Consider the following 13,759-nt stretch of genomic DNA (forward strand, 5'->3'; position numbering starts at 1 on the left):
GCCGGAGTGCCCCTGTGTTCCGATTCCGGGGCATCCCAAATAATTTGCACGTACCCGTCAGTTGCCGCTGATGCGTCCGGAGGAGGGCGGGTGCGCTGATCTGCGGAGAAGCCTCACAGCTCATCACAAGCTGGTGCGTAGTCCTCCGTACGACCCGGCGTGTAGACGGTGTCCGCACGCCGGGGTAGCTGTACTCCGCCGTTGCGCAAGAGGCGTTTCGGTCGCTCTCCCGCCGGAGGGCGTCACCTCAGTAAGCGCGCGCGACGACCGCGACGTTACCGGGTGCGTCGTCGGCGTCCGGGACCGACCCGTCCTCGGCGACCAGACACCGCACGGTCACCGCGTGTTCGGCCAGCTCGGCCTCGCCCTTCTCGCCGAGCGTCGCCCAGGGGATGCGCGCCCAGCCGCCGGCACTCGCGGCCTCGACGGCCTCCACGACCGTCGACACCTCCGAGGTCCGCGACTCGCGCCGCTCGCGCGACTGCTTCAGCAGCAGCGCCTGGTCCTCCTCCAGGACTACGGGAAGCAGCTCTACGAGAGCGTCGATCGCGACCGGCTCCTTGCCGCCCGGGATCCGGCGGGCCAGCATCGCGGTGCCGTTCTCCAGGTCACGGGGTCCGACCTCGATCCGTACGGGCACGCCCTTGAGCTCCCAGTCGACGGCCCGGCGCCCGAAGGGGACGTCCGTGCGGTCGTCGACGCGGACGCGGACGCCCGCCGCCTTCAGCCGGGCGCCGATCTCGCGGACCTTGGCCAGAACCGCCTCGTCGCCCTTGATCGCGAGGACGACGACCTGGATCTGCGCCAGCCGCGGCGGCACCCGGAGTCCGTCGTCGTCGCCGTGCATCATCACCAGGGCGCCGATCATGCGCGTGGTGGAGCCCCAGGAGGTCTGCCAGACCAGCTCCTGTTTGCCTTCCCTGGACAGGTACTGCGTGTTGAAGGCTTTGGCGAAGTTCTGGCCCAGCTCGTGGCTGGTCGCCATCTGCAGCGCCTTGCCGTCGCCCATCATCCCTTCCAGGGTGAGGGTGTTGATGGCTCCGGCGAACCGCTCCTTGACCGTCTTGCGGCCCGGTACGACGTCCATCGCGAGGACGTTGACCATGAAGTCCTCGTACACCTGGCGGTGGATGTGCGCGGCGAAGTCGCGCGCCTCCTCGTAGGTCGCGTGCGCCGTGTGGCCCTCCTGCCAGAGGAACTCGCTCGTGCGCAGGAACAGCCGGGGGCGCAGCTCCCAACGGACCACGTTGGCCCACTGGTTGATCAGCAGGGGCAGGTCGCGGTAGCTCTGCACCCACTTCGCGAAGTACTCGTTGATGATCATCTCGGAGGTGGGCCGGACGACCGCGGGCTCCTCCAGCTCCTTGCCGCCGCCGTGCGTGACCACGGCCAGTTCGGGCGCGAAGCCCTCGACGTGGTCCGCCTCGCGGGCGAGGTAGGACTGCGGGATCAGCAGCGGGAAGTAGGCGTTCTCGGTGCCCGTCTCCTTGATGCGGGCGTCCATCTCGGCCTGCATCCGCTCCCAGAGGCCGTACCCGTACGGTCGGATGACCATGGAGCCGCGCACCGGACCGTTGTCGGCCAGTTCGGCCTTGCTGATCAGATCCTGGTACCAGCGGGGGAAGTCGTCCGCTCGCGGTGTGAGTACGGGTGCCTTGGCCATGGCGAGATCGTACGGGCCCACGTTGCCGTCATGTGAATTCTCGCCACTCCCACAGGCAAGCCACAAGCGGGGGGCCACTACCCCTGGACGCCGTAGCGAGTGCGGAGTTTGCTGGCATACGGGGGAAGTGCGGGCGCACATCACGGGGGGCCTCGGAAACGGGCACGGCCACAACTCTCGGCGGATTGGGGCGCTTTCGATGACACCTACGCTCGTGCGGCAGTACCTGCCACATACGGGGCCCGTGCCCCGGGTGGACCTGGGTGCACGCGCGCGTGACTGGTCCGAGATCCAGGAGCGGATGCTGGTGCCGCTCCACGAAGCGGTCTACCGGCGACTGGAGGTGGGGACCGGTACCCGGCTGCTCGGCCTCGGCTGCGGCTCCGGGCTCGCCCTGCTGATGGCGGCGTCCAGAGGCGCGACGGTCACCGGGGTCGAGAGCTACTCCCCCGAGCGGCTGGCCCTGGCCCGGGAGCGCCTGCTCCCGGACGCACGCGCTCCACGCGTGCGTGCCCGCACCCGGCTCGTCTACGGCTCCCCGAGGGACGCAGCCGACGCGGAGACGCCCGCGTACACCCTGGTGACCGCCTTCGAGCCCATCGGGTGTCTCGCGGGCGACTCGGAGGGGCTCGGTGACACACTCGCCGCGGCGACGCCGCTCGCCGTGCGCGGGGCGCCCGTGGTGCTGGCGGGCTGGGGTCCGCCGGAGCGCTGCGCAACCTCTTCGGTGCTGCGGGTGGCGACCAGGCTGGCGGACCCGCTGCGCGGCACGGGCAGCCCGCGTCCGGTCCGGCGCGACGACCTGGAGGTGGTCGCCCACCGCGCGGGCCTCAGGCCGGACGGCTCGGGGCGGGTGGCGTGCCCCTTCGGGTACGCGGATGTCGAGAGCGCCGTACGCGGGCTGCTGTCGACGGGGCTCTTCGACGCGGCGATCGTCGCGACGGATCAGGCGCAGGTGGACAAGGAGTTGGCGGAGGCATTACATCCGTATCGTCGGCAGGACGGGACGGTGTGGATGCCGAACGTCTTCCGGTATCTGATCGCGCGTACGACCTGAGGATGAGTCAGCGCGCGTACGACCTGAGGACGACTACGGCTCTTCCTTGAAGAGGCGGGTGACGCCCGCGATGCGGTACGCGTCCGTCTCCTCCAGGGTCTCGCTCTCCAGGAGGGCCGCCGCGAGGGAGTCCAACTGGTCGCGGTGGTCGCGGAGTTTGCTGCAGGCCTCGTCGTAGCACTCGTCGACGATGCGGCGCATCTCGTCGTCGATGACGTCCAGGGTCTGGGGCGCGGCGGCGAGGCCGTAGGCCTGCTGGGCGTCGTTGGGGAGGGCGGAGAGGCGGCCGACGCGTTCGCTCATGCCCCAGCGGGCGACCATCCCGCGCGCGATGTTGGTGACCTGTTCGAGGTCGTTCTCGGCGCCGGTGGTGATCACGCCGTAGACGACCTGTTCCGCGGCCATGCCGCCGAGGGCGCCGATGATGCGGCCACGCAGGTACTCCTCGGTGTACGCGTACTTGTCGGCGTCCGGCGTCGAGAGCGTGACGCCGAGGGCCCTGCCGCGCGGGACGATGGTGATCTTGCGGACCGGGTCGGCGCCGGGCTGGAGCATGCCGAGGAGGGCGTGGCCGCTCTCGTGGTAGGCGGTGCGGCGGCGCTCCTCCTCGGGCATCACCAGCGGGCGTTCCGCGCCCAGTTGGACCTTCTCCAGGGCCTCCGAGAGGTCGGACTGGGTGACCTCGCTCTGCTTGCGCTTGACGGCGAGGAGGGCCGCCTCGTTGGCGAGGTTGGCGAGTTCGGCGCCGGTCATGCCCGGGGTGGTACGGGCGACCTGGGCGAGGTTCACGTCCTTCGCGAGCGGGATCTGACGGGTGTGGATCTCCAGGATCGCCTCGCGGCCTCCCCGGTCGGGCGGCGAGACCACGACCACCCGGTCGAAGCGGCCGGGGCGGGTGAGCGCCGGGTCCAGGACGTCGGCGCGGTTGGTGGCCGCGATGACGATGACGCCCTCGGAGCCGGAGAAGCCGTCCATCTCGGTGAGGATCTGGTTCAGGGTCTGCTCGCGCTCGTCGTGACCGCCCATCCCGGAGCCGCCGCCGCGGGCCCGGCCGATGGTGTCGATCTCGTCGATGAAGATGATCGAGGGGGCCACCTTGCGGGCCTCCGCGAACAGTTCACGCACGCGTGAGGCACCGACGCCGACGATCATCTCGATGAACTCGGAGGCCGACGCCGAGAAGAACGGCACCCCCGCCTCCCCCGCGACCGCCCGCGCGAGCAGCGTCTTCCCGGTGCCGGGCGGTCCCGCGAGGAGGACACCCCGGGGCATCTTGGCGCCCATCCTGCGGTACTCGTCGGGGTTCTTGAGGAAGTCGACGACGTCGTTCAGCTCGCCCTCGACCTCGTCGATGCCGGCGACGTCCTCGAAGGTGGTGCGCTGCTTGCCGGGCTCCAGCTCGACCGGCTTGGGCGGGGCCTTGCGGCCGAGCATGCCGCCGGCGCCGCCCATCCCGGAGCTCATCCGGCGCGCGATGAAGAGCCAGAGGACGACCAGGAGCAGCATCGGGGCCAGCGAGATCAGCAGATTGGCCAGAAAGCTGCGGTGCTGGACGACGGGTTCCGCCGTGACGGTGACGTCGTGCTTGGTCAGGTCCTCCCAGAGCTTGTCGTCCGCGAAGGTCGGCCGCTCGGTGTCGAACTTGGTGTACTTGCCGTCGCCGCCCGGGTTCTTCTGCTCCTTCTTGAGCTGGCCCTGGATCGCGTTGCCCTTGGCGTAGATCTTGGTGACGTTGCCCGCGTCGACCTGCTTGCTGAACTCCGTGTAGGAGATCGTCGGTTCGTCGCCCTCGTTGAAGAACGACAGGATCAGGTTCGCGATCAGGTACACGACCAGCGCGGTGAGGATCAGGCTCCACCAGCCGCCGCGCATCTTCTTCCCGCCCGGCGACGGCTTCGGCGGCTCGTCCGGGGTGCCCTCGGTACGCCAGGGCTGGTCGGGCGACTTGCGCGGCGGCGCGGGGTTGGTCATATCGGCAAGTTACGACACGGGCCAGGCGTCGGCACGCCCAGCATGCGCCGAGGGCGCCCTTCCGGAGAAGGGCGCCCTCGGCGACGTGGAAGGGCGGTCGGCCCGTGAGCTTTCCGCAGCTCAGCGCACGGACCGTCAGCCCATGAACTTCTTGAACTCGTCCGGCAGCTCGAAGTCCTGGGCGCCCTGCTCGGGCAGTCCGAACGCGTTGCCGCCCGGGGCGGCGCCGGCCTCGCGGCGCTGCGCCTCCTCCAGCTCCTGCTGCTTGCGCTTCATCGGGTTGCCCGAACGCTGCTTGCCCTTGGCCTTCTTGGGCTGCTTCTTGCTGCGGCCGGGGCCGCCGCCCATGCCCGGCATCCCCGGCATGCCGGGCATCCCGCCGCCCTGGGCCATGCGGGACATCATCTTGCGGGCCTCGAAGAACCGCTCGACCAGGCCCTTCACGGCGCTGACCTCGACGCCGGAGCCCTTGGCGATACGGGCGCGGCGGGAGCCGTTGATGATGGTCGGCTCGGCGCGCTCGGCCGGGGTCATCGACTTGATGATCGCGGCCGTACGGTCGACGTCCCGCTCGTCCAGGTTGTTGATCTGGTCCTTGATCTGGCCCATGCCGGGGAGCATGCCGAGCAGCTTGCTGATGCTGCCCATCTTCCTGACCTGTTCCATCTGGGACAGGAAGTCGTCCAGGGTGAAGTCCTGGCCCTTCTTGGACGCCAGCTTGGAGGCCATCTTCTCGGCCTCTTCTTGGCTGAACGTCTTCTCCGCCTGCTCGATCAGGGTGAGCAGGTCACCCATGTCGAGGATGCGGGAGGCCATCCGGTCCGGGTGGAAGGCGTCGAAGTCCTCGAGCTTCTCGCCGTTCGACGCGAACATGATCGGCTTGCCGGTGACCGAGGCGATCGACAGGGCCGCACCACCGCGGGCGTCGCCGTCGAGCTTGGAGAGGACCACGCCGTCGAAGCCGACGCCGTCGCGGAAGGACTCGGCGGTGTTGACCGCGTCCTGGCCGATCATCGCGTCGACGACGAAGAGGATCTCGTCCGGGGAGACCGCGTCACGGATGTCCGCGGCCTGCTGCATCAGTTCCTGGTCGATGCCGAGGCGGCCCGCGGTGTCCACGATCACGATGTCGTGGACCTTGGACTTCGCGAACTCGATGGAGTCCTTGGCGACCTTGACCGGGTCGCCCACGCCGTTGCCCGGCTCGGGGGCATAGACGGCGATGCCGGCGCGCTCGGCGACGACGCTCAGCTGGTTCACCGCGTTCGGGCGCTGGAGGTCGGCGGCGACGAGCAGCGGCGAGTGCCCCTGGTCCTTGAGCCACTTGCCGAGCTTGCCCGCGAGGGTCGTCTTACCGGCACCCTGCAGACCCGCGAGCATGATCACGGTCGGCGGGTTCTTGGCGAAGCGCAGGCGCCGGGTCTCGCCGCCGAGGATCGTGACGAGCTCGTCGTTGACGATCTTCAGGACCTGCTGGGCCGGGTTCAGCGCCTTGTTGACGTCGGCACCGAGGGCGCGTTCCTTGACGTTCTTGATGAACGTCCGTACGACCGGCAGCGCCACGTCCGCTTCGAGGAGGGCGATACGGATCTCGCGCGCGGTGGCGTCGATGTCCGCCTCGCTCAGACGCCCCTTGCCACGCAGATTCTTGAAGGTCGCTGAGAGGCGGTCGGAGAGAGTATCGAACACGGCGGCGTCGGTCCTCGGAGTCGGGGGCAGTGTGAGCGTCTTCCAGGGTATCCGGCCGCGCAAGCGAATCGTCCCCGCCTGCGGGGTCGGAAAGCCGGGAGGGGCTCAGGCCCGCAAGGTCTCCTCCAGCTTCCGCGCCACCGAGGCCGCTTCGTCCCCCACCAACGGGACGCCCTCGGCGGTCGTCACGTAGAAGGCGTCGACCGCGTTGGCGCCCAGCGTCGAGACGTGCATGCTGCGGACCCGTACGCCCACGTCGTCCAGGGCGCGGCCGATCCGGTGCAGCAGCCCCGGGGCGTCGTGCGCGCGCACCTCGATGACCGTGGCGTGCCGGGAGGCGGCCGGCGCGACCGTCACGCGCGCGGCGGGGGCGACGACACCCCGGCGGCGCGGATACGCGGCGTCGCGTTCGGCGAGGCGGCCCGCGATGTCCAGGGAGCCGTCCAGGGCGCGTACGAGGTCGGCGCGCAGCCGGGCGGCCTGGGGCAGGGAGCCGTACTCGGCGGCGACCCGCCAGTTCAGCAGCAGCACGGAACCCTCGACGCCGTCGGGCAGGTCCAGCGCGCGCAGCTCCGCCGTACGGACCGTCAGGCGGTGCATCGCCAGGACGCCGGCCACCGCGGGGAGCACGCCCGGCTGGTCCGGTACGGCGATCAGGAGTTCCACGCCGAGGGGTTCGGGGTCGCCCGCGGGCTCGTCCTCGGACGGGGGTTCGGTCTGGGCGCGCAGGGCCAGCACCGGGCCGCCCGTCGCGACGGCCTCGATCGCGAGGCGTTCCTGTTCCGCGGTGGCCGCGCCCGCCTCGGGCTCCTCGGGGGCGTCACCGGAGAGGACGGCGGCGACCCGCTTCACCAGGTCGGTGACGAGACCGGCCCGCCAGGACGACCAGGCGGCCGGTCCGGTGGCCAGCGCGTCCGCCTCGGTCAGCGCGTGCAGCAGCTCCAGGGTGCTCGTCGTACCGACCGCCTCGGCGACCGAACGGACCGTCGCCGGGTCCTCCAGGTCGCGCCGGGTGGCGGTCTCGATGAGCAGCAGGTGATGGCGTACGAGGGTCGCGAGGACGGCGACCTCGGCGCGGTCGAAGCCGATGCGGGCGGCCACGTCCTTGGCGATGATCTCGCCGGCCACGGAGTGGTCGCCGGGCCAGCCCTTGCCGATGTCGTGCAGCAGCGCGGCGACCAGGAGGAGGTCGGGGCGGCTGACGCGGCGGGCGAACTCGGAGGCGCGGACGGCGGTTTCGATGAGGTGCCGGTCGACGGTCCAGATGTGCACGGCGTTGCGCTGCGGCCGGCAGCGCACCCGCTCCCAGTCCGGCAGCAGCCGCGTGATCAGGCCCTCGGCCTCCAACGCCTCCCACACGTCCACGGTGGGCTGCCCGGAACCGAGCAGCGTCACCAGCTGCTCGCGCGCCTCGGCGGGCCACGGCGTGGGCAGCGGGCGCACACCGGCGGCCATGCGCCGTACGGCGTGCAGCGAGAGCGGGAGTCCGGCCTGGGCCGCGGCAGCGGCGGCGCGCAGCGGAAGAACGGGGTCGCGCTCGGGACGCGCGGCCCGGGCGAGCACCACCTCGCCGTCCTGTTCCACGACCCCTTCGGCGAGCGGGGAGCGCTCAGCGGCGGGTTTCGCGCCCCCGCCGAGCATGGCGCGCAGCCTCGGCCGCACGGCACGGGACCGCAGCACGCGCCCCACTTCACGCCAGGTGACATCACTGGCGTACGACACGACGCGTGCCGCTTCGTAGACCTGCCGCAGCAGGGTGTCCGCGTCAAGGAGGCCCAGTTCGGCGGCGACCTGGTCCTGCTCCTGGAGCGCGAGCCGGTCGGTCGCGCGCCCGGTGGCGAGGTGCAGGGCGTCCCGCACGTCGAGAAGCCGTCGGCGGGCGTCGGCGAGTCCCTCGCGCGGGGCGTCGGCGAGCCAGGAGGCAGCTACGGCGCGCAGCGCGGTGGCGTCGCGGAGGCCGCCGCGGGCCTCCTTGAGGTCGGGTTCGAGGAGGTACTGCAACTCGCCCTGGCGCTCGGCGCGTTCGGCGCAGAGTTCCTGGAGTTCGGGGAGGCGTTTGGGCGCCTGGTTGCGCCAGTCGGCGAGGACGGCGGTCCGCAGTGAGGCGGTCAGGCTGAGGTCGCCGGCGATGTGGCGGGCGTCGAGGAGGCCGAGCTGGACCTTGAGGTCCTCGCCCGCGGTCTTGCGGGCCTCGGCGGGGGTCCGGACGGAGTGGTCCAGGGCGAGGCCGAGGTCCCAGACCGGGTACCAGATGCGGTCGGCCAGCGCGGCGACCGCGCCGGAGTCGCCGCCGTCGTGCAGGAGAAGCAGGTCGAGGTCGCTGCGCGGGGAGAGTTCACCGCGGCCGTAGCCGCCGACCGCGACCAGGGAGACGCCCTTGAGCGCCTCGGATCCGGCGGCGAAGAGGCCGGTCAGCCATTCGTCGGTCAGTTCGGCGAGGGCCGCACGGCGCGGCGGCCCGGACCGCGCCCCCTCAGTGAGGAGGCGCAGCCGGGCCGCCGCGTAGCCGCTGGGTCCGGAGTCCTCTGCATCCTTGCGCACGTCCGTACTCGTCACCCAGCGACTCCTGTTCTGTTTCTTTTTAGAGCGCGTCCGGTCCGCGCTCGCCGGTCCTGACCCGGACGGCCGTCTCGACCGGGAGGGACCAGACCTTGCCGTCACCGATCTTGCCCGTACGGGCGGCCTTCACGATGACGTCGATCAGCTGCTCGGAGTCGTCGTCCTCGGCCAGCACCTCGATGCGGATCTTGGGGACCAGGTCGACCGTGTACTCGGCACCCCGGTAGACCTCGGTGTGTCCCCGCTGACGACCGTAGCCGCTCGCCTCGGTGACCGTCAGACCGTGGACCCCGAAGGCCTGCAGGGCTTCCTTGATCTCGTCGAGCCGGTGGGGCTTCACGACGGCGGTGATGAGCTTCATGCGTCCACCTTCTTCGTCTCCGTGGCCGTGGCGAGGGAGCTGCTGCCGAGGCCGCCGCCCGCTCCGCTGAAGTCGTATGCGGTCTCGGCGTGCTCCGCCTGGTCGATGCCCGCGACCTCTTCGTCCTCGGTGACCCGCATGCCGATGGTCTTGTCGATGAGGAAGGCGAGGACCGCGGAGGCGACCAGGGAGTAGCCGAGGACCGCGCCGACACCGGCGAACTGCTTCCACAGCTGGGTGAAGGTGTGGTCGCCGTAGAAGACGCCCGTGGCGGTGGACTGGCCCTTGCCGGTGGCGAAGAAGCCGATCAGCAGGGAGCCGAGGATACCGCCGACCATGTGGACGCCGACGACGTCGAGGGAGTCGTCGATGTTGAACTTGTACTTCAGGCCGACGGCCGCGGCGCAGCCGACACCGGCGATGGCACCGACGGCGATGGCGCCCATCGGGGAGACCGCGCCACCGGACGGGGTGATCGCGACCAGACCGGCGACGGCACCCGAGGCCGCGCCCAGCGTGGTGAACGCGCCGTGCCGGATCTTCTCGTAGGCGAGCCAGGCGAGCATGGCGGCGGCGGTGGCGACCTGGGTGTTGACGAACATCAGCGCGCCGACGCCGTCGTCGTTGCCGAGCCACGAACCGGCGTTGAAGCCGAACCAGCCGAACCACAGGAGACCGGCGCCGAGCATGACCAGCGGAAGGCTGTGCGGACGCATGGGGTCACGCTTGAAGCCGACGCGCTTGCCGATGACCAGGATGACGCCGAGGGCGCCGGCACCGGCGTTGATGTGGACCGCCGTACCACCGGCGAAGTCGATCACGCCGAGCTTGTAGGCCCAGCCGTCGGCGCCCCACACCCAGTGGGCGACCGGGACGTAGACGATCGTCAGCCACAGGGCGACGAAGAGCGCCCAGGCCGAGAACTTCACGCGGTCGGCGATGGCACCGCTTATCAGGGCCGGGGTGATGACGGCGAACATCATCTGGAAGACCATGAACACGAAGATCGGGATGGTGTAGCCGTCCCAGAGCTCCGTCAGTCCGACGTTGCTCATCCCCAGCCAGTCGGAGTTGTAGCCGATGAAGCCGTTACTCGAACCGAAGGCGAGGGAGAAGCCGTAGAGCACCCACAGGATGGTGACGATCCCGATGCTGATGAAGCTCATCATCAGCATGTTCAGGGTGCTCTTGACGCGGACCATGCCTCCGTAGAAGAAGGCGAGTCCCGGTGTCATGAGCAGCACCAGGGCAGAACAGATCAGCATGAAGCCTGTGTTCGCGGAGGACAGTTTGGGTGCCTCAGCGGCAAGCGTGATGGCGGCTGATGCCATCGGCGTCTCCTCGTCGGTTGTACGGCCCCGTGCGGGCGAAGCCTGGATGCGGTCCGGTCAAGGCGGGGGGTCCGGTTATGCGCCATGAGATTGGCGCAGCGCGGTTTCGGTCGAAGCCCCTCGATGTTTCACCGGGGTGACGAAGGCGCCGTACGTGTTACGCGTCGATGAACCGCCGGATCTCCGGCCGCGCGATCGTTATCGTGGCGCAACCTTTTCCCGTGGCGGGAAACCGGCCGCGGTCCGCCTCCCGCCTGCTCGGCGCGGGGGCGCCGGGGCATGGGGCCGGGCCCCTTCGGCGCGCTGCCGGGGCCGGTCCGGGAGCCGCCCGGCGCGTACGGCGATTCCGGCCGGGCGACCGCTGCCGCAGACCATGGCGGGGCGGGTCTTTCGAATACGAGTCGGGACGCGTCCGGACCGTTCGGCGGCGGAACAGGACCGGCCGCGGTCGGCCTTCCGATGACCTGGCATGGGGGAGCCGAGTCGGGCGGTTCGGGAGGGCCGGCCGCGGCCGGGGTTCGGGGTGTCAGACCGCTTCGGCGGTCTCCGGCAGCTCGATGGCGAGCCGGTCGGTGAGGTCGACGACCTCGGCCAGCTCGCCGAAGTCGCGGACCGCGGTGTCGACGGTCTTGCGGATACGCGTGTTGACGCGCTCGGAGCGCACCTTCTTGGCGACGGTCATCGCCTCCGTCGCCAGCACCGCGCTCTGCTCGGGCTCCCGCTGCAACAGGTGCACGGTGGCCATGCCGATGAGGTTGAGCGCGTACGACCGCTGGTGCTCGTCGTCCTTGGCGAAGAGGTCCACCGCCCGCTGCATGACGGGCTCGGCCAGCGAGGCGTAGGCGGGGCTGCGGCCGGCGACGTAGGCGAGGTCGCGATAGGAGTGCGAGTTCTCCCCGTACAGCTCTGCCTCGGAGAAGAAACGGATCCAGTCCGGGTCCGGGTCGTCCCAGTCGTGCACGTCCGCGAAGGTGTCCTCGGCCATCCGGACGGCCCGCTTGCACTTCCCCGGCTGGCCCATGTTGGCGTAGGCGCGGGCCTCCATCGCATACAGCATCGACTGGGTCCGCGGGCTCGCGCAGTCCCGGCTGCCGTACTGCGCGAGGTGGATCAGCTCCAGCGCGTCGTCGGGCCGCCCGAGGTGGATCATCTGTCGGCTCATGCTGGACAGGACGTACGACCCGAGCGGCTTGTCCCCCGCCTCCTTGGCGGCGTGCAGCGCGAGGACGAAGTACTTCTGCGCGGTGGGCTGGAGCCCCACGTCGTACGACATCCACCCGGCCAGCTCGGCGAGTTCGGCGGCGACCTTGAACAACTTCCGTGTGGTGGCCTCGGGTTGGGGCTCCTGCAGCAGGTCGGTCACCTCGTGCAGCTGTCCTACGACCGCCTTGCGGCGCAGGCCGCCGCCGCACTGGGCGTCCCACTTGCGGAACATCGCGGTGGTGGACTCCAGCAGCTCCAACTCGGGCCGGGAGAGCCGCCCTTGGTGCCGGGAGGCGCTCGCGGGCTCGGGCTCCGACTGCTGGGCCGACTGACCCGGGACGAGCCAGCGCTGCATGGGCTCGATGAGGGACGGCCCGGCCGACAGGGCGAGCGAGGCGCCGAGGAAGCCGCGCCGGGCCAGCATGAGGTCGCTGCGGGAGAACTCGCTGAGCAGGGCCACCGTCTGAGGGGCCGTCCACGGCAGGTCGACGCCGGCCACCGAGGGCGCCTGGCGGGCCGCGCGCAGGCCCAGGTCCTCGACCGAGACGACACAGCCGAAGCGCTCGGAGAACAGCTCCGAGAGGATCCTCGGGATCGGCTCGCGCGGGTTCTCACCGTCCAGCCAGCGGCGCACCCGCGAGGTGTCCGTGGAGATGTGGTTGGCCCCCAACTGCCGCGCCCGGCGGTTCACTTGCCGCGCCAGCTCGCCCTTGGACCAGCCGCTGCGCACGAACCACGAGCCGAGCAGCTCATTGGGGCGCTTCTCCGTACTGGCCGCGGTTGTCCCGCTTCCGCCGTTGCCGCCCACTGGAACGCCCCCATCCCTGGAACCACTTGTCGCCGCTGTGCGCCAAGCCCTATCAGAATGCCGGTAAATACGGCTTCCCGTCCCGCACTTGTCACCCTTCGAACGAGATGACGAGTTGCCTCCGGCATACCCACGAGTGCATGTGCCCCGAGGGCTTGTGCACTCAAAGTAATCCTACGATCACCCGTCCAGCCACGGCGATCGCGGAAACGCCACCATTCGCCACCCCTTCGAATGAACCTACGGTTGCCCGCGCACGATTCACTTGACATAGGACGACCGGAAGTGGGCGGAGCGGTGCGCGCAGGGGCGCATGCCGTCGAGTGCACCACCCGGGATGCTCCTGGGCGCCGCCTGGACCACGCGGTGCGGGGCAGGCGTGAACACAGAGTGACGTTACGCATCCGTCTCGTAACCACCGGTGCGTTGGACCCGTTGGAGGGGGCATGGGCTTCACGATCGGCAGCAGCCGGGCCATCCGCGACATCCGCTCGGGCACGCGCCGCCGCGGCCGCACGTCGGAGTGCACGGCCGTGGCCGAGTTCACCGGCCTCTGGGGCTGGGACGTGGTCGCGGGCGCACGGGCCGCCGGCGGCGCGTGCTCCTGCGGCGACACGACATGCCGTACGCCGGGCGCGCATCCGCTGACCTTCGCGCCGGAGGTGCGTGCCGGTGCCACCCTCGACGAAGTGACCGACGCCTGGGCCGAGTTGCCCGGCGCCGCGGTGATGCTGCCGGTGGGCCGCGCGTTCGACGTGATCGAGGTCGCCGAGCCCGCGGGACGCCGCGCCCTGGCCCGCCTGGAGCGCATGGGCCTCCCGCTCGGCCCGGTCACGGCGACCCCCGACCACCGCGCCCAGTTCTTCGTCGCCCCCGGCGCGGCCGCCGAACTCCCGTCCCTCCTCTACCGCATGGGCTGGGACGACCCCACCTCCCTCGACCTCAGAGGCCTCGGCCCCGGCACCCACATCACCGCCCCGCCCTCGGACCGCTCCGGCCTGGGCCCGGTCACCTGGCTCCGCTCCCCCGCCCTCGACTCGGCAACGAAGCCCCCTGCGGCCCGCCTGCTCCTGGGCACCCTGGCGTACGTGGCGCACAGGTCGCGCGCATAGCCCGC

At 70.8% G+C, this 13,759-nt stretch carries 9 protein-coding genes; 2 read left to right on the forward strand and 7 right to left on the reverse strand.

The features are described from left to right. Positions 1-247: 247 nt before the first annotated feature. Positions 248-1,663 (reverse strand): proline--tRNA ligase, encoded by a 1,416-nt coding sequence (gene proS / locus OHT77_RS13160; protein WP_328828519.1) that lies wholly within the window; start codon positions 1,661-1,663, stop codon positions 248-250. 199 nt (positions 1,664-1,862) lie between these two features. Here proS and OHT77_RS13165 point away from each other — a divergent pair, with 199 nt between their 5' ends. Beyond that, entirely contained in the window at positions 1,863-2,720 is an 858-nt protein-coding gene (locus OHT77_RS13165) for an SAM-dependent methyltransferase (RefSeq protein ID WP_328828522.1), read from the forward strand. 33 nt (positions 2,721-2,753) lie between these two features. On the opposite strand, the gene ftsH is transcribed toward OHT77_RS13165, so the two are convergent. From ftsH to nsdA, 6 genes are all read right to left on the reverse strand, one after another. Next, positions 2,754-4,691, reverse strand: coding sequence for an ATP-dependent zinc metalloprotease FtsH (ftsH, locus tag OHT77_RS13170; protein ID WP_328828524.1), 1,938 nt, complete (start codon positions 4,689-4,691; stop codon positions 2,754-2,756). Between the two features lie 135 nt (positions 4,692-4,826). Then, a complete protein-coding gene (gene ffh, locus OHT77_RS13175; RefSeq protein WP_328828525.1) occupies positions 4,827-6,380 on the reverse strand; it encodes a signal recognition particle protein in 1,554 nt (517 codons plus the stop codon). 105 nt (positions 6,381-6,485) lie between these two features. Beyond that, on the reverse strand, positions 6,486-8,936 hold the full coding sequence (locus OHT77_RS13180; protein WP_328828526.1) for a [protein-PII] uridylyltransferase: 2,451 nt from the start codon (positions 8,934-8,936) through the stop codon (positions 6,486-6,488). Between the two features lie 25 nt (positions 8,937-8,961). Then, positions 8,962-9,300, reverse strand: a complete 339-nt coding sequence (locus OHT77_RS13185; RefSeq protein WP_043680493.1) for a P-II family nitrogen regulator — start codon at positions 9,298-9,300, stop codon at positions 8,962-8,964. Then, positions 9,297-10,631 carry an ammonium transporter gene (locus OHT77_RS13190; protein WP_266772945.1) on the reverse strand — a complete coding sequence of 445 codons (1,335 nt, stop codon included), beginning with the start codon at positions 10,629-10,631 and terminating at the stop codon, positions 9,297-9,299. The genes OHT77_RS13185 and OHT77_RS13190 overlap by 4 nt, the downstream gene beginning before the upstream one ends. A 526-nt stretch (positions 10,632-11,157) precedes the next feature. Continuing rightward, a complete protein-coding gene (nsdA, locus tag OHT77_RS13195) occupies positions 11,158-12,642 on the reverse strand; it encodes a transcriptional repressor NsdA (protein ID WP_328828528.1) in 1,485 nt (494 codons plus the stop codon). Positions 12,643-13,088: 446 nt separating this feature from the next. Between nsdA and OHT77_RS13200 the strand changes: the two genes are divergently transcribed. Next, positions 13,089-13,754, forward strand: a complete 666-nt coding sequence (locus OHT77_RS13200) for a bifunctional DNA primase/polymerase (protein ID WP_328828531.1) — start codon at positions 13,089-13,091, stop codon at positions 13,752-13,754. The last annotated feature ends 5 nt before the right edge of the window (positions 13,755-13,759 follow it).

The organism is Streptomyces sp. NBC_00252 (genome assembly GCF_036187565.1).
GTDB lineage: Bacteria > Actinomycetota > Actinomycetes > Streptomycetales > Streptomycetaceae > Streptomyces.